Annotated in this window: 21 protein-coding genes and 1 pseudogene; 18 read left to right on the forward strand and 4 right to left on the reverse strand. The window is 39.0% G+C overall.

Going from position 1 to position 25,647, the window contains the following annotated elements; translation table 11 throughout:
• Entirely contained in the window at positions 1–438 is a 438-nt protein-coding gene (locus AAHB12_RS01735) for a PTS sugar transporter subunit IIA (RefSeq protein ID WP_129729721.1), read from the forward strand.
• Between the two features lies 1 nt (position 439).
• Positions 440–1,606 (forward strand): mannitol-1-phosphate 5-dehydrogenase, encoded by a 1,167-nt coding sequence (locus AAHB12_RS01740; RefSeq protein WP_342044095.1) that lies wholly within the window; start codon positions 440–442, stop codon positions 1,604–1,606.
• Positions 1,607–1,658: 52 nt separating this feature from the next.
• Here the strand turns inward: AAHB12_RS01740 and AAHB12_RS01745 are convergent, their stop codons facing one another.
• A complete protein-coding gene (locus tag AAHB12_RS01745; protein ID WP_342044096.1) occupies positions 1,659–2,048 on the reverse strand; it encodes a thiol-disulfide oxidoreductase DCC family protein in 390 nt (129 codons plus the stop codon).
• Between the two features lie 295 nt (positions 2,049–2,343).
• On the opposite strand from AAHB12_RS01745, the gene AAHB12_RS01750 reads away from it, so the two are divergent.
• Positions 2,344–3,783 carry an NAD-dependent succinate-semialdehyde dehydrogenase gene (locus AAHB12_RS01750; RefSeq protein WP_129729715.1) on the forward strand — a complete coding sequence of 480 codons (1,440 nt, stop codon included), beginning with the start codon at positions 2,344–2,346 and terminating at the stop codon, positions 3,781–3,783.
• A gap of 206 nt (positions 3,784–3,989) precedes the next feature.
• Here AAHB12_RS01750 and AAHB12_RS01755 read toward each other — a convergent pair.
• Positions 3,990–4,433: pseudogene (locus tag AAHB12_RS01755) on the reverse strand (GH32 C-terminal domain-containing protein); the annotation flags it as partial.
• 13 nt (positions 4,434–4,446) lie between these two features.
• Positions 4,447–5,925: a MocR-like pyridoxine biosynthesis transcription factor PdxR gene (gene pdxR / locus AAHB12_RS01760; protein WP_342044097.1), complete on the reverse strand. Its 1,479-nt coding sequence runs from the start codon at positions 5,923–5,925 to the stop codon at positions 4,447–4,449.
• Positions 5,926–6,030: 105 nt separating this feature from the next.
• On the opposite strand from pdxR, the gene AAHB12_RS01765 reads away from it, so the two are divergent.
• Both AAHB12_RS01765 and AAHB12_RS01770 read left to right on the forward strand, forming a co-directional pair.
• The gene (locus AAHB12_RS01765) at positions 6,031–6,210 is read left to right on the forward strand and encodes a hypothetical protein (protein WP_129729709.1); all 180 of its coding nucleotides are present in this window, start codon (positions 6,031–6,033) and stop codon (positions 6,208–6,210) included.
• A gap of 333 nt (positions 6,211–6,543) precedes the next feature.
• Positions 6,544–7,326 carry a PhzF family phenazine biosynthesis protein gene (locus tag AAHB12_RS01770; protein WP_342044098.1) on the forward strand — a complete coding sequence of 261 codons (783 nt, stop codon included), beginning with the start codon at positions 6,544–6,546 and terminating at the stop codon, positions 7,324–7,326.
• A gap of 388 nt (positions 7,327–7,714) precedes the next feature.
• Here the strand turns inward: AAHB12_RS01770 and AAHB12_RS01775 are convergent, their stop codons facing one another.
• The gene (locus AAHB12_RS01775; protein ID WP_342044099.1) at positions 7,715–8,476 is read right to left on the reverse strand and encodes a DeoR/GlpR family DNA-binding transcription regulator; all 762 of its coding nucleotides are present in this window, start codon (positions 8,474–8,476) and stop codon (positions 7,715–7,717) included.
• Positions 8,477–9,359: 883 nt separating this feature from the next.
• Here AAHB12_RS01775 and AAHB12_RS01780 point away from each other — a divergent pair.
• From AAHB12_RS01780 to AAHB12_RS01845, 13 genes are all read left to right on the forward strand, one after another.
• The gene (locus AAHB12_RS01780; RefSeq protein ID WP_342044100.1) at positions 9,360–9,749 is read left to right on the forward strand and encodes a tautomerase family protein; all 390 of its coding nucleotides are present in this window, start codon (positions 9,360–9,362) and stop codon (positions 9,747–9,749) included.
• Between the two features lie 123 nt (positions 9,750–9,872).
• Positions 9,873–11,345, forward strand: a complete 1,473-nt coding sequence (gene iolA / locus AAHB12_RS01785) for a methylmalonate-semialdehyde dehydrogenase (RefSeq protein ID WP_342044101.1) — start codon at positions 9,873–9,875, stop codon at positions 11,343–11,345.
• Between the two features lie 167 nt (positions 11,346–11,512).
• Positions 11,513–12,328 (forward strand): 5-deoxy-glucuronate isomerase, encoded by an 816-nt coding sequence (iolB, locus tag AAHB12_RS01790; protein WP_342044102.1) that lies wholly within the window; start codon positions 11,513–11,515, stop codon positions 12,326–12,328.
• Between the two features lie 163 nt (positions 12,329–12,491).
• Positions 12,492–13,493, forward strand: a complete 1,002-nt coding sequence (iolC, locus tag AAHB12_RS01795) for a 5-dehydro-2-deoxygluconokinase (RefSeq protein WP_342044103.1) — start codon at positions 12,492–12,494, stop codon at positions 13,491–13,493.
• Positions 13,493–15,406: a 3D-(3,5/4)-trihydroxycyclohexane-1,2-dione acylhydrolase (decyclizing) gene (gene iolD / locus AAHB12_RS01800; RefSeq protein ID WP_342044104.1), complete on the forward strand. Its 1,914-nt coding sequence runs from the start codon at positions 13,493–13,495 to the stop codon at positions 15,404–15,406. The genes iolC and iolD overlap by 1 nt, the downstream gene beginning before the upstream one ends.
• Positions 15,407–15,442: 36 nt before the next feature.
• The gene (gene fba, locus AAHB12_RS01805) at positions 15,443–16,315 is read left to right on the forward strand and encodes a class II fructose-1,6-bisphosphate aldolase (protein WP_410776911.1); all 873 of its coding nucleotides are present in this window, start codon (positions 15,443–15,445) and stop codon (positions 16,313–16,315) included.
• A gap of 303 nt (positions 16,316–16,618) precedes the next feature.
• Entirely contained in the window at positions 16,619–16,945 is a 327-nt protein-coding gene (locus AAHB12_RS01810; RefSeq protein ID WP_342044106.1) for a hypothetical protein, read from the forward strand.
• Between the two features lie 221 nt (positions 16,946–17,166).
• The gene (locus tag AAHB12_RS01815) at positions 17,167–17,682 is read left to right on the forward strand and encodes a hypothetical protein (protein ID WP_342044107.1); all 516 of its coding nucleotides are present in this window, start codon (positions 17,167–17,169) and stop codon (positions 17,680–17,682) included.
• 94 nt (positions 17,683–17,776) lie between these two features.
• The gene (locus AAHB12_RS01820; protein WP_342044108.1) at positions 17,777–18,709 is read left to right on the forward strand and encodes an aldo/keto reductase; all 933 of its coding nucleotides are present in this window, start codon (positions 17,777–17,779) and stop codon (positions 18,707–18,709) included.
• Positions 18,710–19,800: 1,091 nt separating this feature from the next.
• Positions 19,801–20,709 (forward strand): AraC family transcriptional regulator, encoded by a 909-nt coding sequence (locus AAHB12_RS01830; protein WP_342044109.1) that lies wholly within the window; start codon positions 19,801–19,803, stop codon positions 20,707–20,709.
• Positions 20,710–21,602: 893 nt separating this feature from the next.
• Positions 21,603–22,544, forward strand: a complete 942-nt coding sequence (locus AAHB12_RS01835) for a sugar phosphate isomerase/epimerase family protein (protein ID WP_342044110.1) — start codon at positions 21,603–21,605, stop codon at positions 22,542–22,544.
• A 79-nt stretch (positions 22,545–22,623) separates the two neighbouring features.
• Positions 22,624–23,829: a Gfo/Idh/MocA family protein gene (locus tag AAHB12_RS01840; RefSeq protein WP_342044204.1), complete on the forward strand. Its 1,206-nt coding sequence runs from the start codon at positions 22,624–22,626 to the stop codon at positions 23,827–23,829.
• A 795-nt stretch (positions 23,830–24,624) separates the two neighbouring features.
• Positions 24,625–25,617: a sugar ABC transporter substrate-binding protein gene (locus AAHB12_RS01845; protein WP_342044111.1), complete on the forward strand. Its 993-nt coding sequence runs from the start codon at positions 24,625–24,627 to the stop codon at positions 25,615–25,617.
• The last annotated feature ends 30 nt before the right edge of the window (positions 25,618–25,647 follow it).

The following is a 25,647-nucleotide window of genomic DNA, read 5'->3' on the forward strand; positions in this document are numbered from 1 at the left end:
ATGTCATTACCAGTTTTAGCTAAAGAAAATATTGTATTACAGGCAGCGATGAATAATAAAGAGGAGGCAATCCGCTTTACTGGAGATGTTCTAGTGAAACGTGGATATGTTGCACCTTCATATATCGAAAAAATGCTAGAGAGAGAGGAGCTAACATCCACTTATATGGGCAATTTTGTTGCAATTCCTCATGGTACTGAGGACGCAAAAGAATCAGTAAAAGAGTCTGGAATTTCAATTGTTCAAGTACCAGGTGGTGTAGATTTCGGAAATGGCAACATCGTCAAGCTGCTGATTGGAATTGCAGGAAAAAACAATGAGCATTTAGATATCCTCTCTCAAATAGCAATTGTTTGCTCTGAAGAAGAAAATGTCGAAAAAATCATTCACGCAGCATCTGCAGAAGAAATTTTAGCATTATTCGAAGAGGTGAACTAATATGTTAGCCGTTCATTTTGGAGCGGGGAATATTGGTAGGGGCTTTATTGGAAGCTTATTATATCAATCCGGCTTTGAAACATGCTTTGTAGATGTAAATAGTGAACTGGTAGATTTAATTGCCGAAAAGAAAGAGTACCGTGTTGTACTAGCGGAAGACGCTAAACAGGAATCAATTATCCGCAATGTCCGAGCGTTAAACAGTCAGCAAAACCCGGAGAAGGTCATTGAAGCGATTGTAGAAGCGGAAGTTGTGACAACGGCAGTTGGTCCTCATATTTTACAATTTATTGCTCCTTTACTTGCAGAAGGGTTACGCAAACGATATAGCAAGGTAGAGAAGCCGCTCAATATTATTGCATGCGAAAACATGATTGGCGGCAGTTCACTATTAAAGGAAAAGGTGTACGAGCATCTTACAGAGGAAGAAAAACCGTTGTTTGATGAGCGCTTTGGCTTCCCTGATAGTGCAGTGGACCGCATCGTTCCCAATCAAACTAATGAAGATAAGCTTATGGTAATTGTAGAGCCGTTTTATGAGTGGGTTGTGGACGAGACGAAAATTGTTGGAGAAACACCAGCGATTCAAGGAATCACATTTGTGAAGGACTTAGTGCCATATATTGAACGAAAGCTATTCACTGTAAACACAGGGCACGCCATTGCTGCCTACTTAGGCTACCACTTTGGTATTGCCACAATTAATGAGGCAATGGATCACGAAATGGTTCATAGTTTAGTTGAAGGTGCTCTAAAAGAAAGCGGAGCTTTTTTAACGAAGAAATATGATTTTGATGTAGAAGCACATTCGCAATATGTGCTGAAAATTGTTAAACGCTTCTCAAATCCGCACATCTCGGATGAGGTGACAAGGGTAGCACGTTCACCGATTCGTAAGCTTGGACCAAAGGATCGCTTAGTGAGTCCAGCGCAGCAATACATGGATGTTGTGGGAGATGAACCAACGTATCTCGTAAAGGGAATTGCCGCAGCACTGTTGTATGACTTTGCAGGAGATGAAGAAGCGGTACAGGTTCAAAAAACAATTCAAGAAGCTGGCTTAGAAGCTGCAATTCAAGAGCTTACAAAGCTTGATGGCAGTTCCAAGCTATTCCGTTTGATTGTTGAGCAGTACCATGCGTTAAAAGAAAGTAAAGTAAAAGCTTGAGTAAGGACAGCCCTTCCCGATGTGGGAAGGGCTGTTGTTTCAATATTTATGATTATAAAAATCGCTTCCTAATTTCTGGTGAAGGCAGCATACAATTATCCTTTTTGCCGAACCATTTATATCTATTCTTCGCAACGATGTTATAAAAATAGTCTCGTATTGGTCTTGGTACGATTAACAGGCAATAAAGTAGCTTCCAACCAGTCGTTAAATTCTTACAAACTCTTAGCGCCGCCGACGATTTATAGTAACATTGTTCCCCATCTACAAGAATGAAGCTATCTATATTGGCAGGGACATTGTGCTTTCTTAATCGCTCCTGTCCAACATCGCTTTGAATTGCGGCGAACTTATATAGAGCTTTTTTGTCTCTTTTGATGATAAATTGAACACTGCTATCACAAAAATTACATTCTCCATCAAATAAAATAACTTTATTCACGATAGCCTCCCTTTTCAAAGTTACTCTAGAATCAATGTAACATATAAATGCAGTACACTTATAAGTAAAAGCAGTAAATAATGTATTACTTTTACGGCAGACCATTTATAAGAACTCAATCCTATTTTATTGAATGTAAAAAAACCATTTTGAGTGAAAAATCACATTTGTTAGTGATACACTAATGGATAAGAAGGAAAAGAGACCGTTCGATACGTATAACAAGCTTATCAATCGGTGCATGCAATGAAGATTGTACATAATTAGGGACTAGTAAAAGGGGAGAACAGACGATATGACAGAGCAGCTATTGGAAAAGGGAATGTTGTTAAACGGACAGTGGGTACAGGCAGAGGAATCCTTTTTTGTAAAAAACCCCGCAACTTGGGAGAATGTCGGCGTGGTTCCAAGCGGTACTGTAGCACATGCGAAGCAAGCGGTAGATGCAGCGGCGTCTGCATTTGTGACATGGTCAAAGGCGACAGCGTATGAGCGTGCGGCATTCCTAGAGAGATGGTTTCATGTAATTGAATCGCGGCTGGAGGAAATCGCGCGTGTCATGACGCAGGAACAAGGAAAGCCGCTTGCGGAAGCAATTGGAGAGGTACGCTATGCGAATAGCTTTTTGAAATGGTATGCCGAAGAGGCGAAGCGTGTGTATGGTGAGATTATTCCCGCTTCTGTGGGATCAAAGCGCCTTCTTGTGCAAAAGCAGCCGGTTGGTGTTGTAGCAGCCGTTACTCCATGGAACTTCCCGGCAGCTATGATTACACGCAAGGTTGCTCCAGCTTTAGCGGCAGGCTGTACAGTTGTTATTAAACCAGCGGAGCATACACCGCTTACTGCACTTCTGCTGGCGGAATGTGCGCAGGAGGCTGGCATTCCAGAAGGAGTGATTAACATTGTTACAACGCTGCACCCAGCTGAGGTTGTGGATACTTGGATGGAGGACAGCCGCGTCAAAAAGATCACCTTTACCGGCTCCACACCAGTCGGCAAGCTATTAATGCGAAAGGCTGCAGATACAGTGAAAAAGGTATCCCTTGAGTTAGGGGGACTTGCGCCTTTTATCATTGCAGAGGATGCGAACTTAGATGAGGCTGTTCAAGGTGTGATGCAGTCGAAGTTCCGTAATGCCGGGCAAACATGTGTATGTGCAAATAGGATTTATGTACACGAAAATATAAAAGACAAGTTTTTGGAAGCGTTCACCCAAGCGGTAGCAGATCTTCGCGTTGGAAATGGTCTGGATGAAGGGACGGAAATCGGTCCGCTTATCAATGAAGCGGCTGTACAAAAGGTGAAACGACATCTTGAGGATGCGCAGGCCAAAGGTGCTGCTGTGCACGGAGAAGCTGTATTAGCATCAAGTGTTGGTCATTTTATGAAGCCGATTGTTGTCTCGAATGCAACAGATGATATGCTTTGCATGCAGGAGGAAACATTTGGCCCGCTTGCGCCGGTTAGCATATATACTGACGATGCCGAAGTTGTGCAGCGTGCCAACAATACACCGTTTGGTTTGGCGGCATATGTTTATACGCAATCCTTGCAAAAGGCATTTTTCTTCTCAGAGAATTTAGAGTACGGCATTGTTGGTGTAAACGATGGTTTGCCATCTGTTGCGCAAGCGCCATTTGGCGGCATGAAGGAAAGTGGTCTTGGCAGAGAAGGCGGCCATCATGGACTTGATGAGTTTTTGGAAACGAAGTACGTGTCATTGAATTTGAAATAAGGATTGGTTGTAAGCAGTCCGTATCTATAAGAAAAGCGGACAAGGCCCGCCTTTTATGGCAGCATAGGGGTGGGCCGGAGTAAAAGGCGCTTTTTGCCTTTTGCGGAGGTTTAGCTTGGAGTCTGCCATTTTGGGCCTTGGGAGCTAGACATCGCCCCGAAAAGTTATACTTTCTTATAGTGTAAAAAATACCCCCGAAGACTAGATCATTCGGGGGTTAATTGTATAGAACGAAAATGTTTGATGACAACATTTTTAAAAATAGCTGTGTCTCCTTCAGAAAAAAGTGTTATTCCTTTATCGTTTACATGAGGAAATACTTGATTCGAATGGGCTACAGTACCATCGTGAATGAATACTTCAATACTTGTTTTATCAACAAGAATTTTCAAATGAACCTTCTTCTTGCTTGCATCAAACGGGGCTTTACTTTCAACATACTTTTTACTCTTATCGGGTTGGTCTGTAAAGGCCCTATTAACATAAGAAAAGTTATCTTTTATAAACAATCCCACATCAATATGACGTGTTTTGTCTGTTGATTCTCGAATTCTTAATCCTACATTTTTGACATCTGACCAAGATATATCAGCATCAAGCTGATAAACATCCCCTTTTACCTTAAGGGTTTTTGACCCATTAACCTCGATTATGTGACTTTCATCAAAAATACGGTGAACTGTGATGCGCTGTTTTTGACGTAATTTCGGACTGAATAATGTTACATAGTCTTGTAGTTCCTTCATGTAATAGTTGTTCATTGATATAAGAGTAGCTCAATCGTAAATGGTGATTTTCTTGTTCTACAGCGTAACATGCTGATCCTGGTAAGAATGTGAGCTGCTGTTTTCTAGCTTCTACTAGAAGATGATGCGTATCTATCCAGGAAGGGAGACTGAGCCATAGGTTCAAGCCCCCTTGTGGGATTACCCATGATACCCCAGAAGGAGCATGCTGTGAAAGTAGTGTAAGAACCAAGTCGCGTCTTATCTTCAGAGCAGTTCTTAGTTTTGTCATATGATCCATGATTTTTTCAGATTGGATAAATGGCAAAATTGCTTTTTGTGTAAGCAAAGGACTGCCTAAGTCAGCATTTGCCTTTGCAGCCAGTAGACGATTAAATATAGAACCGGAAGCAGCTAATATTCCAATCCTGCAGCCGGGTGCTAATGTTTTACTTAAACCTTTCAAATAAATCACATGACCGTAATGATCCATACTTTTAATGGCAGCAGGCGGTTTTTTGTTAAAATAAATTTCCCCCCATGGATCGTCCTCAATAATAATACTTTGAATACTTTGCGCTATATCCAGAACTTGTCTACGGCGCTTCGAAGTCATAACAGCACCTGTTGGATTATGAAAAGTAGGGATTGTATAAATAATCTTTGGTTTGTATTTATCGCATAAGTTTTGAAGAATATCTACTCGCATCCCATTAGCATCAACAGGGACGGTGAGGATTGTAGCTCCTCTCCCGCGAAAAACATCAATCGCTCCCGGGTAGGTAGGGGCTTCCATCACAACCACATCACCCGGTCCAACAAATGTACGTGCAACAAGATCTATTCCTTGCTGTGAACCGCTCGTGACTAAAAGGTTATCAGGTGCAACGGCAACTCCAAAATTCTTTAAATACTCGGACATTGCATTTCTCAGCCCTGTATCCCCTTGAATCTCTCCATATTGAGAGAGAATTCTTGGACTTTTAGACAGAATTTGATGAATCTCCCGCTCTAAATATCGATTTGGAAGAAGTCCAGGATCAATCATAGAAGATGAAAGATGAATCTTTTCAGAGGTGTGATGAAAACGGGCAAACTGAGCTCTAGGTAAATAATCTTGAAGGGATAACTGCCAATCAAAAGAAAGAACCTCATGCCCCTCATCCGCTATCTCTTCTGTTTCAGCATTTACGAAGGTCCCTTTTCCTTGGACAGAAGTAATAAAACCTTCTTGCTCCAGTTTGTTGTATGCCTTCACAACAGTAACCAAACTTACTCCCAGCTGTTTCGATAGATCACGTACGGAAGGCAGTTGAATTCCTTCTGGCAGGAGCCCTGAACGGATGTGATCGATGATAGATAAGTATATTTGCTTAGAAAGTGAAATCTCAGTTTTCCGTTGGATTTCAATATGCATAATTCTTCTCCTTTAAGTGTTATATAGGTATGTTGAGTGTTATACATAATTTTGATATAAAATGCCAATTACAGATGAACATATTATAACACTTGGAGGGATAGGATGAGCAAAGCTATTGAGCTGCAGGAGTATCGTAAAAGAAAAAAGTTGCAGAGCTTCCTTCGTGTTTTCACGATAATAAGTATGACTATTGTAATCGGAATATTTATCTACGCCTTAGCTGTAATCAAGAGGGACCATCCTGTACGTTTGCCTCCATATATCGAGTTTAAGGCTGGGTAAAGCACACTTAGGCGAACAGCAAAATGAAGGTCAAGTATCTATTTTACACTTTAAGAAAGTATAAATTTCTAGCTAGAAGACAATTTGATGTAGCGAGAAATTTTAGGAATAAAGTATAAGTAGGGCTACGCCGCTGTCTTCGCCCAAAGGCAGGGCTCGACCGGTGGTTCTGACTTTAACTCGCACTGCAATCTCAGCGTTCTGCTGCATGTTAATATACGTAGTTGATCCTCTTTAAAGTGTTATACAAGTGTGTTGAGTGTTATGTATAGCGCTAGTGTAAAATAACATTGTTGAATAAATACTTTATAATATTTAGAGGGGGACGTAATAATGAAATGCTATGTTGTGGACGCATTTGCCGAAAATGTATTCGAAGGAAATCCTGCTGCTGTTTGTATTATGGAGAAGTGGATTTTGGATGATACGATGCAAAAAATTGCTGCTGAAAATAACTTGTCTGAAACAGCGTTTGCTGTGAAGGAGGGAGACGGTTATCGGTTAAGATGGTTTACTCCGGGGGGAGAAATTGACCTTTGTGGCCATGCTACTTTGGCAACAGCGTATGTGATTACCAATTATTATGAAAAGACTGTGAATAGAATTACGTTTCAGACAATGAGCGGGGAGCTTGTTGTGCTAAAAAAAGATGAGCTTTATGAAATGGATTTTCCTAGCAGAATGCCTGAAGAATTTAGGTTAACGGAGCAAATGGTCGAAGCTCTAGGGGTAAAGCCTATTGAAACCTATTTGGGCAGAGATTTAATGTTTGTACTGGAGAGGGAAGAAGACGTTCAAAATGCATCACCTGATTTCTCTAAGCTAGAAAAATTGTCAGATGGTTTGGGTGTTTTAATTACCGCGAAAAGTGAAAAGTATGATTTTGTTTCTAGATGCTTTTTTCCGAAGCTAAATGTAAATGAAGACCCTGTGTGTGGTTCTGCCCATTGTAATTTCATCCCTTTCTGGGCAAAACGTTTAGAAAAGGATGAAATGATAGCGAGACAGCTTTCTAAGCGTGGTGGAACAGTATACTGTAAATTAGCTGGTGATAGAGTAAAAATCAGCGGATCAGCAGTTTTATATTCCATTGCAGATCTGCAGATAAATTCATAAGGGATGGGCCTATGTGCCGATGATGGTACCTCTTTTAAGTAAATAGTGCAAAAAAGCCTGCAGAGATTATAGAGGCTTTTTTGCACTTTAAGAAAAAGTATAAATTTCTAGCTGGAAGACAATTCGAAGTAGCGGGAAATTTTAAGAATACAGTATAAGTGCAACTACGCCGCTGTCTTCGCCCAAAGGCAGGGCTCGCCAATCGACGAGTTTTCTTTACACTATCCTTGAATAATTCATGTAGGTTTTATATTTTTCTCGAATATTTTTTGCAAGAGCCCCCTTATTGTATCCGTTTGCAAAAAAACAGCTTTCAGACTCTATTGCAAGGGGCTATTTTCCATTAAATAACATAACCGATACCAATTTTTTCTGCAGGTCAATTCAGTTACTTGGAGATTACAAGCTCAATATTATGATTTTTTGCGTACTCTTGGTAATCCTCACTTGGATTAGTATTAGTAATGATATAATCGATCTCATTGAGACCGCAATAAGTAATCAGGGCATACTTGTCAAATTTATGCTGATCCACCATCAAATATACTTTTGAACTCCGTTTAACGACCGCTTGCTTTATTTCGCTTTCAAGAGGAGATGAATGAGTCACGCCATTTTCTATAGAGATGCCAGTTGAGGCCATGAAAGCTTTGTTAATATTATAAGCCTTTAATAAATCCGTGTTTTTAAAGCTAACAAATGATTTTGTTTCACGGTTAACTACTCCGCCTGTTGAAATTACATTTAAGTTAGAGTAAGGAAGGGAATGAGTAATAAAATCCAAGTTATTAGTAATGACAGTCACTTGTTTTGGCTGTAAATATTCCACCATTTCTAATGTGGTTGTTCCGGAGTCAATATAAATAATGTCCCCATCTTCTACTAAATCTGCTGCCGCTTTGGCAATTGCCTCTTTTTGTTCTTGATTACGTGTTTGTCTTTTATTAAAGGATTCCAGTGGAGCAGGGGCATGATCTATCGCTACTCCGCCATAGACCTTTTTTATTTTTCCTCCTTCAACCAATTGTTGAACATCACGGCGAATTGTGTTTTTTGATACATTAAACACCGTGGTAAGCTCATCTAAAGATACTGTTTGATGCTCAAAGATATAATCTTGTATTTGTTCAATCCGTTTTGTTTTTAACATATTTATCCCTCGGTTTGTTTTTTATTTTACATTAACTTAACTGCTGATCAAAAATATAATTCACCATTACAATTTATACAATCATAGAATTAGAAATGCATTTCTGGTGATAGTATAAGTGTTTTAATGTATTCTAACAAAACTTACTCAAGAATTCACCATGTTTTTTATGGGATATTCATTTGATTGAAGATGAAGAACTGTCTAAAAATAAAAAATGATGTCGTTTAATGTTTATAATTTTGACGAAAAAAGATAAATTTTAATAGAAATCCCTTGATTTATAAGGGTTTTTCTCGTGATAACTCAAGTGGATAGAAAAAATCTTGGATTTTTTATTGACTGAAAGCGGTTTTAACAGTATTATGAAATCAAACATATCCAACATGTTACCGAAACATGACAAGATCGTCTTGAAAGAGGCAGAAAAGCAAGAGATTGTAATCGATTGCAGCACTTTCTGGATAATCTGGGTATGGTTAAGTCTTGATGATGTCTGTACGCTATTTGGAATCAAAGATGTAAAGATGTAAAAACAAGACGATGTAATCGATTGTATTAGTTGCCCAATAACCTGAAAGTGATTAAGTTCTTGTAGGATCTAAATTCTATCTGGAATTCTTGTTACACGGGTATAGAAGGGAAAATGAATGTAATCGATTGCAATACTTGCCCAACGATCTGAATGTGATTAAGTCCTTGCAGGATCTAAAGCTATTTGAAATTCATATGACAAGGGTATAAAAGCAAGACGATGTAATCGATTGCAACGCTACCCGACAATCTAAGGTATTTAGACGACCTTATGTCTAAATATAAAATGAATTTTCAATATGACACCGCTGGCTTAACGTAACTACATTAGCTTTGGAGGTTATTCATTATGCCATTAATTAGATTCGATGTAATAGAAGGGCGAGACAAGGAATCACTAAAAAGTCTATTAGATGCTTCTCACCGAGCAATAGTTAAGGCTTTTGGTGTACCGGAAAGAGATCGTTATCAAATTGTTCATCAGCATCCTGCTCATGAGTTAATTATAGAGGATACTGGTTTAGGATTTGGGAGAAGTGAAAATGTAGTAATTATCAGTGTAACTAGTAAGCAAAGAACTGAGGAGCAAAAGCAGAATCTTTATAAGCTTTTGGTTCAAGAGCTCGGGGAAAGCTGCGGAATAGAACCTAATGATATTATGGTTTCTATTGTTACCAACGGAGATGCTGATTGGAGCTTTGGATTTGGAGAAGCCCAGTTTTTAACTGGTAAATTATAACCGTATGTAATAAAAAAGATACGGAAATTCTCTTTTGAGGACCTGCCCGTATGGGTTGTTAAAGTGGTTTAGATAATCAATAGAAGCAGAAGCAAAAGTAAATTTTCTAAGGAGGAAGAAAACATGGTAGAAACAGTAAAAGCGGTAAAATTGAAAAACTACATTAATGGTGAGTGGGTTGAAAGTAACACAACGAAGTATGAGGATGTTTACAATCCAGCTACAAAAGAAGTAATTGCTCAAGTTCCACACTCAACAAAAGAAGATATCGACTATGCGATCGAAGTTGCTGCAAAAGCATTTAAAAAATGGCAAAACGTTGCAGTACCACGACGTGCGAGAATCCTATTTAACTATCAACAATTACTAACTAAGCATAAAGAAGAATTGGCTCAATTGATCACAAAGGAAAATGGAAAAAGCCTTTCTGAAGCACGTGGGGAAGTACAACGCGGAATTGAGAATGTTGAATTTGCTGCTGGTGCACCTTCTCTAATGATGGGCGATTCATTGGCTTCCATTGCTACGGATGTTGAAGCAACAAACTACCGTTATCCAATTGGGGTTGTTGGCGGAATTGCACCATTTAACTTCCCAATGATGGTACCTTGCTGGATGTTCCCGATGGCAATTGCGTTAGGTAATACGTTTGTGTTAAAGCCATCTGAAAGAACACCGCTTTTAACAGAAAAATTAGTAGAGCTATTTACAGAAGCAGGACTTCCAAACGGCGTATTCAACGTGGTTCACGGTGCGCATGATGTTGTAAACGGTATTCTAGATCACCCTGAAGTAAAAGCAATTTCCTTTGTTGGATCTAAGCCAGTTGGTGAGTACGTATTTAAACGCGGCAGTGAGAACCTAAAACGTGTTCAATCGTTAACAGGTGCGAAAAACCATACAATCGTTCTAAATGATGCGGATTTAGATGACACAATCACAAACGTTGTTGCTTCTGCATTTGGTTCAGCAGGCGAGCGCTGCATGGCATGCTCAGTTGTTACAGTAGAAGAAGGAATTGCTGATGAATTCATGGCGAAGCTGAAAGAAAGAACAGCGAATATTAAAATCGGTAACGGTATCGATGATGGAGTATTCCTTGGCCCAGTGATTCGCGAAGATAACAAGAAGCGTACAATTGGTTATATCGAAAAAGGAATCGAAGAGGGTGCAAAGGTTGTATGTGACGGCCGCGAACGTGCATTAGAGGAAGGCTTCTTTGTTGGGCCGACGATCTTTGATGAAGTTACACCGGAAATGACAATCTGGAAAGAAGAAATCTTTGCTCCAGTATTATCTGTTATGCGTGTGAAAAACTTAAAAGAAGCGATTGAAATCGCTAATAAATCAGAGTTTGCGAACGGCGCTTGTATCTTTACAACAAATGCTTCATCTATTCGCTACTTCCGTGAAAATATCGATGCAGGTATGTTAGGAGTTAACTTAGGTGTACCAGCTCCTATGGCATTCTTCCCATTCTCTGGATGGAAATCATCTTTCTTCGGAACATTACATGCGAACGGAAAAGACAGTGTTGATTTCTATACACGTAAAAAAGTAGTAACAGCACGCTACGCAGCACCTACATTTGAGTAAAAAGTGTTGTTCTTAGTTCGTCAAAATTTTTGTTAGATTAATAGGTGGTTCATTATTAGAAGTTGAAGCAACCGGTCCATTATATTTGCTAAGTATATGGACTGGTTGCTAATAAAAAGCTTGTAGAGCAGCCTGTCTAGGGATGCTAAGACGGTTGGAGGTATAGCATGAGTAAATTGCTTAGAAAACCAGAACAGAACGAAGTGTCTCAAGGAGTCACTATTGTTCAAGACGTAACGACAGAAAATTCCCCATTAGAATATGTTGGGTTTAAAATAGTTGATTTAGCTCCAGGTGCTAAATATTCAGAAGTATTAGGAAAGCAAGAATGCTGCATCGTAGCCGTGACAGGAAAAATCAATGTCACAGATGGTGAAGAAGTGTTTGAAAACTTAGGTACTCGTGAAAGCGTATTCGAAAAAGTACCAACAGACAGTGTATATGTATCAAACGATCGACGTTTTGAAGTAGAGGGAGTTAGCCAAGCTCGCGTAGCATTATGTTATTCTCCATCTCAAAAACAATTGCCTACAAGACTGATTAAAGCTTCAGATAATGGCGTTGAAAATAGAGGAATTCTTAGTAACAAACGTCTTGTACACAATATCTTGCCTGATTCAGATCCAACTGCTAACAGCTTGCTTGTTGTTGAAGTATTCACAGAAAGCGGAAACTGGTCAAGCTACCCGCCGCATAAACACGACCGTGATAACTTGCCGGAAGAGTCATTTTTAGAGGAATCCTACTATCATGAAATGAATCCGCCACAAGGCTTTGTGTTCCAAAGAGTTTATACAGATGATCGTTCTATTGATGAAACGATGACGGTTGAAAAGGGTGATGTTGTTCTTGTGCCAGCAGGATACCACCCAGTTGGAGTACCAGACGGTTATACGTCCTATTATTTAAATGTAATGGCAGGACCAACACGTATTTGGAAATTCTATAACGATCCAGCTCATGAATGGATTCTTAAACGTTAATAAAGAAAACTCGCCGATTGGCGAGCCCTGCCCTTGGGCGAAGACAGAGGCGTAGTTGCACTTATACTTTATTCCTAAAATTTCTCGCTACGTCGAATTGTCTTCCAGCTAGAAATTTATACTTTCTTAAAGTGTAAAAAATATTAAGGAGTTGTTATCGGATATGAAATACGAATTCAATACAGAAAAAACATACGATATTATTGCAGTTGGACGTGCATGCATTGATTTGAATGCAACAGAATTCAATCGTCCGATGGAAGAGACAATGACATTCTCCAAATATGTTGGAGGTTCGCCTGCGAATATCGCAATTGGCAGCTCTAAGCTAGGCTTAAAAGCTGGATTTATCGGTAAAATTTCAGATGACCAGCATGGACGCTTTATCGAGCAATATATGCGCGGTGTTGGAATCGACACGTCAAATATGGTAGTGGACAAAGAAGGACACAAAACAGGATTGGCATTTACAGAAATTAAGAGCCCGGAAGAGTGCAGCATCTTAATGTACCGCCAAGATGTAGCGGATCTGTATTTGGCACCTGAAGAGGTAAATGAAGAGTATATCAAACAAGCTAAAATCTTGCTTGTTTCCGGAACGGCTTTATCTAAAAGCCCGTCTCGCGAAGCAGTGTTAAAGGCAGTTAGCTTAGCAAAAAGAAATGATGTAAAAGTTGTATTTGAATTGGATTACCGTCCGTACTCTTGGAATTCTCCTGAGGAAACAGCTGTGTATTGCTCATTAGTTGCAGAACAAGCAGATGTTGTGATCGGTACACGTGATGAATACGATGTGATGGAAAGCAAAGAAGGCGGAAAGAACGAAGATACAATCAGCTACTTGTTTAATCATTCCCCTGAATTGGTTGTTATTAAGCACGGTGTAGAAGGATCCTATGCTTACACAAAATCAGGTGAAACATTCAGAGGCCGCGCATACAAAACAAATGTATTAAAAACATTCGGTGCAGGTGATTCTTACGCTTCTGCGTTCTTATATGCTCTAATCAGCGGAAAAGAAATTGAAACTGCTTTAAAATATGGCGGTGCATCAGCTTCTATTGTTGTAAGCAAGCATAGCTCTTCAGAAGCAATGCCAACAGTGGAAGAAATTGAGCAATTAATTGCTGAAGGATCTTACATCGAGGTAGGAGTGACAAACTAATGGGAACAATTCGCTTAACAACAGCCCAAGCATTAATTAAATTTCTTAATCAACAATATGTTTCTATTGATGGTCAGGAAACTCCATTTGTTGAGGGGATTTTTAATATCTTTGGTCATGGTAATGTACTTGGAATTGGTCAAGCGCTTGAACAAGATTCCGGTCATTTAAAAGTAATCCAAGGGAAAAATGAACAAGGAATGGCGCACGCAGCTATTGCTTACAGCAAACAAATGCTGCGCAAAAAAATATATGCTGTTACAACTTCAAGCGGACCAGGCTCTGCAAACTTGGTAACGGCAGCAGGAACAGCTCTTGCTAACAATATTCCAATCTTGTTGCTACCAGCTGATACGTATGCTACACGTCAGCCAGATCCAGTGTTGCAACAAATGGAGCAAGAACACAGCATTGCAATTACGACAAATGATGCCTTACAGCCAGTATCAAGATATTGGGACCGTATTACACGTCCTGAACAATTGATGTCAAGCTTAATTCGCGCATTTGAAGTAATGACGGATCCAGCAAAGGCAGGCCCTGCTACAATCTGTATTTCACAGGATGTGGAAGGGGAAGCATTCGATTATGATGAGAAATTCTTTGAGAAGCGTGTGCATTTCATCGATCGCCGCTTACCAAATGACCGTGAATTAAACGGTGCAGCTGAACTTATTAAAGCAAGCAAAAAGCCAGTAGTTGTTGTTGGCGGCGGAGCTAAATATTCAGAAGCACGCGAGGCTTTAATCGAGTTCTCACAACGATATAATATTCCATTAGTAGAAACGCAAGCTGGTAAATCAACTGTTGAGTCCTCATTCAGCAATAACTTAGGCGGATTAGGAATTACGGGAACATTAGCGGCGAATAAAGCAGCGCAACAGGCTGATTTAGTGATCGGTATTGGTACAAGATTTACTGACTTTGCAACTTCTTCTAAAACAATTTTTGATTTTGAAACAACAAAATTCTTAAATATTAACGTGAGCCGTATGCAGGCGTACAAACTAGATGCGTTCCCTGTTGTAGCGGATGCGAAATCAACTTTGGAAGCATTAATTCCAATGCTGGAAGGGTACGAGAGCGAGTTTGGCGATACAATCACTGAGGTAAAACAAGAGTGGTTAGCAGAGCGTGATCGTTTAAGCAAAGTTGTATTTAATAGAGAGAACTTTGATCCTGAAATTAAAAATCACTTCTCACAAGAAGTATTAAATGAATATGCAGATGTGTTAAATACAGAGCTACCGCAAACAACTGCATTGATCGCTATTAATGACACAATTGATCCTGATAGCATCATTATTTGTGCAGCTGGCTCACTTCCTGGAGATCTTCAGCGTTTATGGCATTCAGAGGTGCCAAACACATACCATCTTGAATATGGTTATTCATGCATGGGATACGAAGTATCAGGTACACTAGGCTTGAAATTGGCTGATCCAACAAAAGAGGTATACACAATCGTTGGCGATGGCAGCTTCCTGATGTTGCACTCTGAATTGGTTACAGCTATTCAGTACAATAAAAAGATTAATATACTTCTATTTGATAACTCTGGATATGGCTGCATTAACAATCTGCAAATGGATTTTGGCAACGGCAGCTACTTCTGTGAATTCAGAACAGAAGACAATCAAATCTTAAATATTGATTACGCAAAATTAGCTGAAGCATATGGTGCTAAATCATACCGAGCTAATACAGTGGAAGAATTAAAGGCAGCTTTAGAAGATGCGAAAAACCAAGATAAATCCACTTTAATTGAAATGAAAGTTCTTCCGAAAACAATGACAGACGGCTACGAGGGCAGCTGGTGGAACCTTGGAGTACCTGAAGTGTCTAATCAGGAAGGCGTTCAAAAGGCATATGAATTAAAGCAAGAAAAATTGAAAAAGGCTAAGCAATATTAATAGTAACGATATCTTTATGAAGGGGGGACGATGCCAGTGACTTTAGTATCTATGAAAGACCTGTTGCGCAAGGCTAAGGAAGGTAATTACGCTGTAGGTCAATATAATATAAATAACCTGGAATTCGCACAAGCTTTTTTACAAGCCGCTGAAGAAGAACAATCGCCTATCATACTGGCGGCGTCTGATAGACTTGTTGATTATTTGGGAGGCTTTAAGACGATTGCTGCAATGGTCAGAAGTCTTGTAGAAGAAATGTCCATTACTGTTCCAGTTGTACTGCATTTGGATCATGGAATGAGTGTAGAACGCTGCCAAAAGGCAATTGATGCTGGATTTACATCGGTTATGATTGACGGTTCCCATCATTCAATTGATGAGAATATCGCTATGACGAAACAAGTTGTGGACTACGCGCGTCCAAGAGGAGTATCTGTAGAAGCGGAAGTTGGCACAGTTGGCGGCATGGAAGATGGACTAGTGGGCGGAATCAAGTATGCTGATCCTAATGAGTGTTTGCGAATTGTAAAAGAAGCAGGAATCGACGCTTTGGCAGCTGCTTTAGGTTCGGTTCATGGACCATATCAAGGAGAGCCGCAGTTAGGCTTTGACGAGATGAAGCAAATTTCTGAATTGACAAATGTGCCGCTTGTCCTCCACGGAGGCTCAGGAATTCCTGATTATCAAATCCAGAAGGCAATTGAGCTTGGCCATGCCAAAATTAATGTTAATACAGAGAATATCCAAGCATGGGCGCAAGCTGTCCGTGAGGTTTTAGCTGCTGATGAGAAAGTATATGAACCTCGAGCAATTATTACACCGGCTAGAGAGGCAATCGTAGCTGCGGTCAAAGGCAAAATAAGAGAGTTTAAAACAAGCCATAAAGCAAAAGAAGACGCTCTAGCGTAAAAATGGTTTGATAAAAAAATAGGAACCGTATATAACCCGTTAAATTTGTGAGCTATAAGCTATTTCAGATAACTTATATACGAGTTCCGCTTCAATTTGGACAGACTTTACCTTGTTGGTGAAGTTGTCCTTTTTTTTACACTTTAAGAGCAAAGTATGAGTGTAATTATGCTTCCCTCTTTACCTAATGGCTCGCCAGTCAGCGAGTTTTCTTTACAAGATAAGAAAGTATAACTTTTCGGGGTGGTGTCTAGCTCCCAAGGCCCGCTTTTCTTATCACAGGATTAACCAGGAGAGATTTTGATGAGAATTACAGGAGAAGTTTTCAAACAAAGACCGTATCCAAAGCTTTGGTATAACAATAACGAGTGCATCTTCTTTCTTGAGGCCGAGCATGGGGTTCAGGTAGGGGAAGATCGAATTAAAATTCTTCCCATTTTAAGCGAAGAATTAGAGGTTTCTTTAATTGTTGGGGAAAGAGTTGAGATTGAGGGTGAAATTCAATGGAAACGAATTATTACACCTTCAGGTAAACTGAGTTTTTTCCCCATCCCAGTTTTTATGTTGCAAGATATAAAAAAATTAGTTTCTGTATCAGAATCAATTGATAGGGTTATAGGATGCGGATGATTACGAGAGGCACTGTGTTTTTTACACTGTAGGAACGTATAAATTTCCAGCCGGAGGCGAATTCGACGTAGTCGGAAATTTTAGGAATGCGGTATAAGTAGGGCTCTTCTCTAACACTGTACAGGAACTTTATCAGGAAATGTAAGTCAGGTTTACACGTTCAGTTATTTAATAGTATCGGTATAGATACTATATGGTCCAGGAAAGAGAGGAAAAACAGTATGAATCTATTGGATGCAAAAGTCATTAATACTGTATACGGTTTAGAGATCTATTTAGATTTGGCAGAAAATATTGAAATAAAAGAACTTCATGTTCCAACTATAGATAGTCCATTTTATGATGTTCAGTTTGGGATTGAGTACTTTCTTTTAAGGGAAGGAAGATATCATAGCAGTCAAAGAAATTATTTTCGTATTTGTATGAATCATGATTTCAGTTTGATTACATTAAAAGAGACTGAGACGGAGAGCTTATTTGCGGTTAAAAACGAAGCTGAAAGAGCAGCAACAAAGAAGCTTTTGGGAGAATGGTTTATTCAAACAAAGGGTTATCAAGCAGCTCTAAATAAATGTATAACAAAGGTGAAAAGAGAAGATGTTTGTACAACAGAAGACATCCAATACAAAACAGACACGATAAAGTTCTTAGAAAAATTGCTCGAGTTAACAACTGAAAATATTGAACAGGCCCCTGTAGAAAAGTCAGTTCGATTACAAGCAGTATCAACATTCTGATATTCCTCAATAATACAGTTTTCGGTGAATGTTGATTTAATGATAGCAGTTGATTAGTATCATATTATCGCTGATAAGAAGGAGAGACATTAAAATGGTAAAACAAACACGACTTGGAAAAACAGATTTATATGTAAATCCGATTGGACTTGGAACAAACGCAGTTGGCGGTCATAATCTTTATCCAAACCTAGACGAAGAAGCAGGAAAAGAGCTAGTTCGAACAGCATTAAATAATGGTATTAATTTTCTAGATACAGCTTTTATATACGGACCAGAACGCTCAGAGGAATTAATCGGTGAAGTATTAAAAGAAAGAGGAAATCGTTCAGAGGTGGTTCTTGCTACAAAAGGCGCACATAAATTTGTTGGAACAGATGAGGTGTTTGACAACTCACCAGCTTTTTTAAAGAAAGAAGTTGAAGCAAGTTTAAAACGTCTTGGAACAGATTATATCGATTTATACTATATTCATTTTCCAGATAATGATACACCGAAGGATGAAGCAGTTGGTGCTTTAAAACAATTAAAGGATGAAGGTAAAATTAGAGCAATCGGCGTTTCCAATTTTACTATAGATCAATTAAAAGAAGCGAATAAAGATGGATATGTTGATGTATATCAAGGCGAATACAATTTGCTGCAACGGGATGCAGAGAAAGAATTGCTGCCATACACAACAGAACAGAATATCTCATTTATTCCTTATTTCCCACTTGCATCCGGATTATTAGCTGGTAAATATAATGAAAATATGGTCTTTAATGATTTGCGTGCAGAATTGCCATATTTCCAAAAAGAAGTGTTTGTACAAAATTTACAAAAAGTAGAGCAAATCCGCAAAATTGCAGATGCGAAAGGTACAGAAATAGCTCATGTAGTTCTTGCTTGGTATTTAACACGTGATTCTATTGATGCTATAATTCCAGGGGCAAAGAGAGCAGATCAAGTATTAGACAATTTAAAAACATTAGACGTTCATTTAACGAATGAAGAGATTCAACAAATTGATCGTATTTTTCGCTAATAAACGTGCATGCTGCTAGTGAGCAGCGTGCTGGGTGGAGCTAAGCAGGAAGTATTCGTATTAAGGTACATACTTAAGCCAACAAATGATTCCTGAATAGTCGATAAAACGTATACAAAAGTAAAAAATCAATGGATGTATCTGTATCGTGCATTGGATTCTTAAGGAAACAAGAGTGATTTTTATCCTAATAAGACAACAGATAAGTAGACCGCAAAGCGATAGTTTTGCGGTCTATTTATGTTACTGTAAGAAAGTATAAATTTCTAGCTGGAAGACAATTCGACGTAGTGAGAAATTTTAGGAACAAAGTATAAGAGCAACTACGCCTCTGTCTTCGCCCAAGAGCAGGGCTTGCCAATGGACGAGTTTTCCTTATCCTGCGTTATGACAGTTGATAAGAATCCAAATTAATCATATAGCCATTCTGAGAGTAAAATGTGAGTGGGGCTTCTGGGAAGAAAACGTATTCACTTAACAAGATGTCCTTTGAGTACAAAAAATATGTCATAATAATACAAATAAAACTATTATCTGTTGTCCTATAATTATAACTGTAAACGATAAGTGTTTGAATGGTTTTTAACCTTGATGACAAGGTTATATTATGAAGTTTTCAATGAATATCAACTTGGGTGAGGAGTTGATAGTGAAGGTTACGACCCAAGTTTTCACTGAGGATGGTATCTTTAAAATATAAAAGTGTACTGTCTTATAATGACAAATGACTAATTGCTGATTGCACTTTTAGCAGTGTCTGACGCGAAAAAAAGAAAGCGGATTCATTTTTTGGAGTCTTTACTAAATCTCAATTTTGGAAAGAGAGCCAATAATGAAATTTGGAAATGCAGAAAAGGAACAGGGTGCAGTATGAGGGCAACTACGCCTCTGTCTTCGCCCAAAGGCAGGGCTAGCCAATGGACGAGTTTTCTTTTCACTGTAAGAGGTATAAATTTCTAGCTGGAAGCCAACTCGACGTAGTGAGAAATTTTAGGAATACAGTATAAGTGCAACTACGTCTCTGTCTTCGCCCAAAGGCAGGGCTCGCCAATCGACGAGTTTTCTTTATTTTAGGACGAGGAGGAATTTTTGTGAGTTTGAATGATTTTGTATCGGGGAAAATTTCTTTAAACCAATATGCTCATCGTTTAGTGCAAAATGGAGCATCTTTTCATGTTCATTATTGGGGGGTCATGCCAGAGCATTATGATAATCTACCGCACAAACACTCCTTTTTTGAAGTATGCTTTGTAATTGATGGTGAAGGAGAGTATGTAGATAACGATTTTACCTATTCATTACAAAAAAATACTATGTTTTGTTCAAGACCAGATGTGTTACACCAAGTAAAAAGTGAAAATGGATTATTTCTCCTTTATGTTGCCTTTGAATTAATAGAATCGGAATCAAGTGAAGAATGGACAAACATTATGGAGGAAGCTAGGCAGCGTTCTAAAGTGGTTATTGATGTGAAAGAAGATACAACTGCTGCGCAAATTTGGAAATTTCTTCTTACCCAAGCCGCAAAGCCTGAACAAGCTTTTGGTGAAAAAATACTAACAAACTTAGCTTATTCCCTTATTCTGTCGTTACTGCAAATCTTTATCCCTTATTCATATAACAATCAGCAAGAGGTCTCTTCGGAGCAGCCTTCTCTACTTCTTAGTCAGGCGAAGCTATATATTCAGGATAATCTATCCCAGCCTTTAAAACTTACTGATGCAGCTGGCCATTTGCACATATCCGGCCGGCATCTGTCTCGAGTATTTGTAACGGAATTAGGGGTTAGTTACTCGGAGTTTGTTCAAAATGAGAGGATACAGAGAGCTGTCACATTACTCAAAACAACAGATTTATCTATCAAGGATATTGCGGAAGAAACCGGTTTTAAAACCGTTCATTATTTTACTCGTGTTTTTACTTCTGTAGTAGGTAGTTCACCTGGACGTTTTCGCTCTCTCTATACGAATTCGGAAACAACTACATTTTCAGATAACTGACTGCTTTAATTTTGTGATCTTACTCTTGTTCAGTAGACATTGAAAAAACCCTATCCATTATTACACTGTTTCAATAGCCTGATGACGGTGTTCAACCGGAGTCAGGTTTTTGCACTGTAAGAAAGTATAAATTCCCAGCTAGAAGGTCATTCGACGAGGTGGGGAATTTTGGTAATGCAGTATAAGTAGGGCTACGCCTCTGTCTTCGCCCAAAGGCAGGTATCGCCAATTGACGAAAGGCCTTATTACAGATCATTGGCAAAAAACATGTCCTTAAAAGACAAAAAAGATGTCTTCAAAGTTTAAATACTATTACTGCAGATTTTTATACAATCATTTATGTAAAGACGATCAATTATCAAATCCAAAGAAGGTGATCTAGCTTAAAGTGAATAACTAATGCGGGTTTGGAAGAGAGGCTTTAAAGATAAGTGTTAATGCAGAAATATGTCTTTAGAATGTAAATTTGAAAATATAAAGGAGTCTTTATACTGTAAAATAAATGTTTCAATAGTATAAAAGCGGCCATTATATTGTCATTCATTCCAAGGCGGATGAATTATTGTTTTTACCTTGGAAGGAAAGCGATTACATGCAGAGGGTTTTCTCTTGTGGAATTGCATCATTAAGAAAAACCAGCGAAGTGCTACGTATCCTCAAGAACTTAGAGAAATTAATATGGGTTTACTGAAGAGTCTGAACTTAAAAAAGTAACCTTCTATACCATGGATACGCCGCGTTGTATGATCATATCTTCCGTACACATAAATATTAAGTCAGTCATAAGCAGGAAATAAACCTGTTCCATGACAGTAAGACAATTGGCTTTTTAGATTCAATATCTAAAATCATTAAAATTTTATATTAGGTTAAATAGTTTAGGAGGAGTTTTTATGAAACTATCATATGTAACGGATAGCTTAGGACATTTGCCACTTGAAGAGATGCTGGATTTTGTAGCAGAGTTAGGGATTGATACGATTGAAATGACTACTGGAGGCTGGTCTCCAGCGCCGCATTTGAGACTGGATGAACTATTAGAGAGTGAGCAAAAAAGAAGTGAGTTCTTAAATAGTTTAGAAAAACGCAACATCAAACTATGTGCTTTAAATTGCTCAGGAAATCCTTTAGATCCAGGTGAACTTGGCCGAGAGCATCGGGAAGTTACAGAGAAAACAATGGAATTGGCTCAATTGCTAGGAGTAAAAAAGGTCATTATGATGAGCGGGCTGCCAGCAGGAAGTCCTGAGGATAAAGTTCCTAACTGGATTACGTATACTGTGAGCTGGCCTCCGACTTTAAAAGACATTTTGGATTATCAATGGAATGAGGTAGCGATCCCGTATTGGAAGGGATTAGTGAAGAAGGCAGAAGAGTGTGGCGTTGAAAAAATTGCCCTTGAAAACTTCAGTTCCCAATTGGTATATAATCCAGAAACTCTCTTTAAATTACGCAATGCAGTTGGACCAATCGTCGGCTTAAATCTAGATCCAAGCCATCTTTTATGGATGGGGGCTGATCCAATCTTATCAGCGAGAGAACTAGGAGCAGCGATTCACCATGTTCATGGTAAAGATGTTCGTCTTGAAAGACACTTATCTGGTGTGAATGGTGTACTTGAAACAAAAGAAGTTACCGATGTAGCGAACAGAGCGTGGAATTATGTAGCAGTAGGCTGCGGACAAGATTTGCAATGGTGGAAAGAGTTCTTCTCTGTAGTGAAAATGATGGGATATGACGGAGAGGTTTCTTTAGAAATGGAAGATTTAACAATGTCAGTAGAAGCTGGTGTAAGAACATCCATTGATGCTTTAAAACAAACGCTTAGCTTCTAAGTATGAAGCGGGTAGTAAGTCTCATGTTTTAAAAACTATGAAATTTCCGAGTGGAAATAATTGAGGAGAGAGGGGATTTATTATGTTAAACGGTGAAAAGAAAATTGCAAGACCACTGCGCTGGGGTATGGTTGGCGGAGGCAGACTTGGACAGGTTGGTTATAAACACCGAATCGGGGCACTGAGAGACAATACAGCTTTCCAATTGGTAGCTGGGGCATTTGATATTGATGCTGCTCGAGGAAAAGACTTTGGTGTGAATCTTGGTGTTGCTGAAGACCGCTGCTATCCAGATTATAAAACGATGTTTGCAGAGGAAACAAAGCGTGAAGATGGTCTTGAGGTTGTATCTATTGCGACTCCGAACGGTACGCATTACGAAATTTGTAAGGCTGCATTACATGCTGGTTTACATGTTATTTGTGAAAAACCATTGTTTTTTACGAGTGAAGAGGTGCTAGAAATTAAAGCACTAGCTGAGGAAAAAGGCAAAATCTTAGGTGTAACATATGGGTTCTCTGGAAATCAGCTGCTGCTGCAAATGCGCGCAATGGTTGAAAAGGGAGAAATCGGTGATGTGCGATTAGTTGAATTACAGTATACGCATGGCTTTAATGCGACTGATGCTGGAGACAAATTTAATGATGCACAAAAATGGCGCGTAGATCCTAAAATTGCAGGACCAAGCTATGTGTTAGGTGATCTATCTACACACACGTACTATATGTCAGAGCTAATTTTGCCGCATATGAAAATCAAAAAGTTATTATGTGATCGTCAAAGCTTTATCAGCAGCCGTGCGCCGCTAGAGGACAATGCCTACGTTTTAATGCACTATGATAATGGCGCTGTAGGAAGACTTTGGACATCTTCTGTCGATGCAGGCTGCATGGATGGACATCGCATTCGCATCGTTGGTTCAAAAGCAAGCTTAGAGTGGTGGGATAGCAAGCCAAATGAATTACGATATGAAGTACAAGGGCAACCAATCCAAACGTTGATTCGCTCTATGCCTTACTTAGATGAAAGCTGTAACGAATATGAGCGTTTAGGTGCGTTACACCAAGAAGGGCTTTCAGAGTCATGGGCAAACATCTACCTGAAATTTGCGATTGCGATTGATGCGAAAATGCGTGGAGATCAAGAAACGTTAGATAATCTTGTTTACCCAGATATTAATGCGGGACTAGAAGGCGTTCGCTGGATTGAAAATTGTGTACGCTCTGCAGATCAGGGATCAGTTTGGGTGGATTTTGAGAGCAAGAAAGAAACTTTGTCAGTGTAAAAAACTTCTTAAATTTAGTTAGCATCAAAAAGGCTTTTACTCGATGGGTAAAAGCCTTTTTTACATTGTCGGAAAGTATAAATTTCCAGCTAGAAATCATTCGACGTGGTCGGAAATTTTAGGAATAGAGTATAAGTAGGGCTACGCCTCTGTCTTCGCCCAAGGGCAGGGCTCGCCAATCGGCGAGTTTTCTTTAGGATATACAAAAAAATGGTTGACAGTTTATATAGAGAAAACTATTCACTTTAATCTAGTGTCCATAAATGTCTTTAAAGTACAAAAAATTTGTCTCTTGAAGGCAAAGATTCTTAAAATAGAGTGTAATATACTTATAAATGTAACCGATTACTTTTTGACTATTTAATAAATTCTAAAAATAAAGCGGTTACATATTGGCGTTTTTATTACATTTTAATGTAGGAGGAATGAATAAGAGAATGGGGGGAACGAGAAGGCTGTAGTAAATTTGCTCCGATCATGATGCTAGTGCTGTCTGCCTGCAGTAGTGGTAACGAGACTCGGGGGAGGATGTTCCGGTTGATACACTCAAACTGGCGGCTATCAGAATTAGAGTGCAAATGAAACGAACAGAAGAGGATCAAATGGTAGGAATAACCTGATATGAGGGGTGTGTTGGACGAGGTATAGCGCAATGGAATCGTTCAGAAGCTACGAAGAGGGTGAAGTAAGTACCGGGCTTCACTTATTAACAATGAATCTAAATATAATGATAGTTAAATTATCATTGTAATTTGGCGCACGTTGTTGGAATTCAAATATTAAGGGGGATTTATAATGGCAATTAAGAAAAAACTTATGCTTCTTGTCTCTTTAATTGTTGTACTTGCTTCATTCATGACTGCTTGCTCTTCCTCATCCGATTCTGCTAGTGGCAAGAAGGATGATGGCAAAATTGTAATTGGAGCAGCGATGCCGACATTTGATGATAAATGGGTATCTTATCTAATTGATTCACTGAAAGCAACTGCTAAGGAAAACAATGTTGACTTAAAAATGGTTGATGCAAAAAATGATTCTAGTAAACAGCTTTCCCAAGTAGAAACATTTGTTACACAGGGTGTAGATGCCATTATTATTGCTGCTCCAGATCCAAGTGCAATACAACCTGCGATCGACGCGGCGAAAGATGCGGATATCCCTGTCGTTCTTGTAAACCGTATGCCAAGTGACGATGTAATTAAGCAAGTTTATGCATATGTAGGTTCTGAGTCCGTCCAAAGTGGAACGATACAAATGGAAGAGGTTGCGAAAATGCTTGGCGGTAAAGGAAACGTTGCTATTATAACTGGTGAATTAGGTCATGAAGCACAAATTAATAGAACAAAAGGCAACAAAAATATAATCAAGAAAAATCCAGACATGAAAGTTGTACGTGAATCAACAGGAAACTGGCAGCGTTCTGAAGGTATGAAAGTAATGGAAAACTGGATTCAATCTGGCGATAAAATCAATGCGGTTGTAGCAAATAACGATGAAATGGCAATTGGAGCAATTATGGCGTTAGAAGCTGCCGGCAAGCTAAATGATGTAGTAGTAGCTGGTATTGACGGTACACCAGATGCATTGGAGTACGTAAAATCCGGCAAATTAAAAGTTTCTGCCTTCCAAGATCCAATGGGGCAAGGAAAAAAATCCATTGAGATGGCGATTCAAGCTGCGAAAGGTGAAAAGTTAGCAGACAAATATGTGTGGGTGCCATTTGAGTTGATTACACAAGAAAATGTTGACACATACATTGAGAAATGGAAAAGCGCAGGGGCTAACTAATGTAACATGAGGGGGGACTCTTATCTTAAA

This window comes from Bacillus sp. OTU530 (assembly GCF_038440375.1).

What these genes read in the sequence shown, in the direction of transcription:
- AAHB12_RS01735 (WP_129729721.1), top strand. Translation starts at nt 1, where the DNA reads ATGTCATTACCAGTTTTAGCTAAAGAAAATATTGTATTACAGGCAGCG.
- AAHB12_RS01740 (WP_342044095.1), top strand. Translation starts at nt 440, where the DNA reads ATGTTAGCCGTTCATTTTGGAGCGGGGAATATTGGTAGGGGCTTTATT.
- AAHB12_RS01750 (WP_129729715.1), top strand. Translation starts at nt 2,344, where the DNA reads ATGACAGAGCAGCTATTGGAAAAGGGAATGTTGTTAAACGGACAGTGG.
- pdxR (WP_342044097.1), bottom strand. Translation starts at nt 5,925, where the DNA reads ATGCATATTGAAATCCAACGGAAAACTGAGATTTCACTTTCTAAGCAA.
- AAHB12_RS01765 (WP_129729709.1), top strand. Translation starts at nt 6,031, where the DNA reads ATGAGCAAAGCTATTGAGCTGCAGGAGTATCGTAAAAGAAAAAAGTTG.
- AAHB12_RS01770 (WP_342044098.1), top strand. Translation starts at nt 6,544, where the DNA reads ATGAAATGCTATGTTGTGGACGCATTTGCCGAAAATGTATTCGAAGGA.
- AAHB12_RS01775 (WP_342044099.1), bottom strand. Translation starts at nt 8,476, where the DNA reads ATGTTAAAAACAAAACGGATTGAACAAATACAAGATTATATCTTTGAG.
- AAHB12_RS01780 (WP_342044100.1), top strand. Translation starts at nt 9,360, where the DNA reads ATGCCATTAATTAGATTCGATGTAATAGAAGGGCGAGACAAGGAATCA.
- iolA (WP_342044101.1), top strand. Translation starts at nt 9,873, where the DNA reads ATGGTAGAAACAGTAAAAGCGGTAAAATTGAAAAACTACATTAATGGT.
- iolB (WP_342044102.1), top strand. Translation starts at nt 11,513, where the DNA reads ATGAGTAAATTGCTTAGAAAACCAGAACAGAACGAAGTGTCTCAAGGA.
- iolC (WP_342044103.1), top strand. Translation starts at nt 12,492, where the DNA reads ATGAAATACGAATTCAATACAGAAAAAACATACGATATTATTGCAGTT.
- iolD (WP_342044104.1), top strand. Translation starts at nt 13,493, where the DNA reads ATGGGAACAATTCGCTTAACAACAGCCCAAGCATTAATTAAATTTCTT.
- AAHB12_RS01810 (WP_342044106.1), top strand. Translation starts at nt 16,619, where the DNA reads ATGAGAATTACAGGAGAAGTTTTCAAACAAAGACCGTATCCAAAGCTT.
- AAHB12_RS01815 (WP_342044107.1), top strand. Translation starts at nt 17,167, where the DNA reads ATGAATCTATTGGATGCAAAAGTCATTAATACTGTATACGGTTTAGAG.
- AAHB12_RS01820 (WP_342044108.1), top strand. Translation starts at nt 17,777, where the DNA reads ATGGTAAAACAAACACGACTTGGAAAAACAGATTTATATGTAAATCCG.
- AAHB12_RS01835 (WP_342044110.1), top strand. Translation starts at nt 21,603, where the DNA reads ATGAAACTATCATATGTAACGGATAGCTTAGGACATTTGCCACTTGAA.
- AAHB12_RS01845 (WP_342044111.1), top strand. Translation starts at nt 24,625, where the DNA reads ATGGCAATTAAGAAAAAACTTATGCTTCTTGTCTCTTTAATTGTTGTA.